General features: G+C 65.2%; 1 protein-coding gene. It reads right to left on the minus strand.

Translation table 11 applies throughout. The features are described 5' to 3' along the window. Positions 1 to 1,394 (minus strand): autotransporter domain-containing protein (locus tag GR212_RS36525; RefSeq protein ID WP_163995005.1); only part of this gene is annotated, 1,394 nt, incomplete at both ends.

Below are 1,394 nucleotides of genomic sequence, written 5' to 3' on the forward strand. Positions count from 1 at the left end.
ACCCCGAGCTTCGGCGTCAGCTTTGCACCGCTTTCGAGCGTGAACGACCTGGCGATCTCCGCGCCGAGGCTGACGCGGAACTGCTCCTCGTCGAAGCCGTCGATGGTGAGGGCGTCGCCGGCACCGTTCTTGACCGTGTAGTCGTCGACCGTTTCGGAGAAGTAGATCGCCCGCAGCTTCGGCGAGACCGTCGTGTCTTCGTCGAGGTTCCACTGCCCCTCGATCGAGGTATCGGCCATCCAGCGCGTCGTCCTGAAGCTGCCGTCCCAGAACTGCGTGTCGATGGTGTTGCTCGAGCCGCCATAGCGCAGGCTGCCGTTCCAGAACACGCCACGGCCGAGTTCCAGCGAGGCATAGGGTCCGGCAAGCCAGCCGTTGCCGGTGAGCTTGGCATCCTCATCGGTCGGATCCGTCATACGGTCATAGTGGAAGGAAAGCCCGATCAGCGCATGGTCGGAGATCAGATAATCCGCCCCCATGTTGATCATGGCGAAACTGCCCCACTTGCCGGTGCTGTCGTTTCCGCTCTTGTCGTTATGGGCGAGGAAAGCGCCGCCGATCCAGACGTTGAAGGGGGCGGACGCCGCATCCGCATCGCCGCCGGCCGCCCGGATCTGCGACAGGCTGGTGGAGAAGCCGAGCGTCATGCCTTCTTCCGACGGCGTCATGCGGCCGGTGACCGGATCCGTCGCCTTCTGCATCTGACGGCGCTGCAGCAGGCCTGGCACCTCGATCGTGTTGGCGATCATGTTCTGCCGGGACTGCACGAAGCCATGCACGAGATTGTCGATATCCTCGGCAACCTTGCCGGCGTCATAGCGGATATTATAGGTGACGGTGCCGGTATTGGAGGCCCCGAACGCGCTGACGAGCTTGTAGCCGATGCGCACCTGGCCGGAATAGGCCGGGTTCGGCGTATAATGCAGATACCATCCGACCGGCGTCGCCACCGGGCCGGCTGCGGCGAGCTGGCCCTGGATGATCGTCGCGGTGCCGGCATTGGCCGGTTCGACGAACGCCAGGTCGGCCGAGGTGAACGGACCGCCGGTCGCCCCGCCATTGAGATAGACGTCGGCGGGCGTCGAGCCGGCCGGCACGTCGATGACCTTGTCTGCGACGGTGATGGCACGGGCCTTGACCTTCAGCGTATAGGACGCGCTTGCGGTCGCGCCATTGCCGTCACGGACCTGGATGGCGAAGCTGTAGTCGCCTTCGGTTCCGGCTGCGAGCGGGCCGGTCAGCTGGCCGGTCGAGATATTGAGCACCAGGCCGTTCGGCAGGCTGCCGGAGGCAAGGCTGTAGATCTTCGTACCGGTGCCGCCGCTTGCCGAAATCTGCTGGCTGTAGGCCTCGCCCGCCATGGCCTCGCTGAGCGCCCCGCCAGCCGGCGTGAA

Origin of the sequence: Martinezella lusitana, assembly GCF_010668395.1 — a bacterium.
Classification (GTDB): Bacteria; Pseudomonadota; Alphaproteobacteria; order Rhizobiales; family Rhizobiaceae; genus Rhizobium; species Rhizobium lusitanum_A.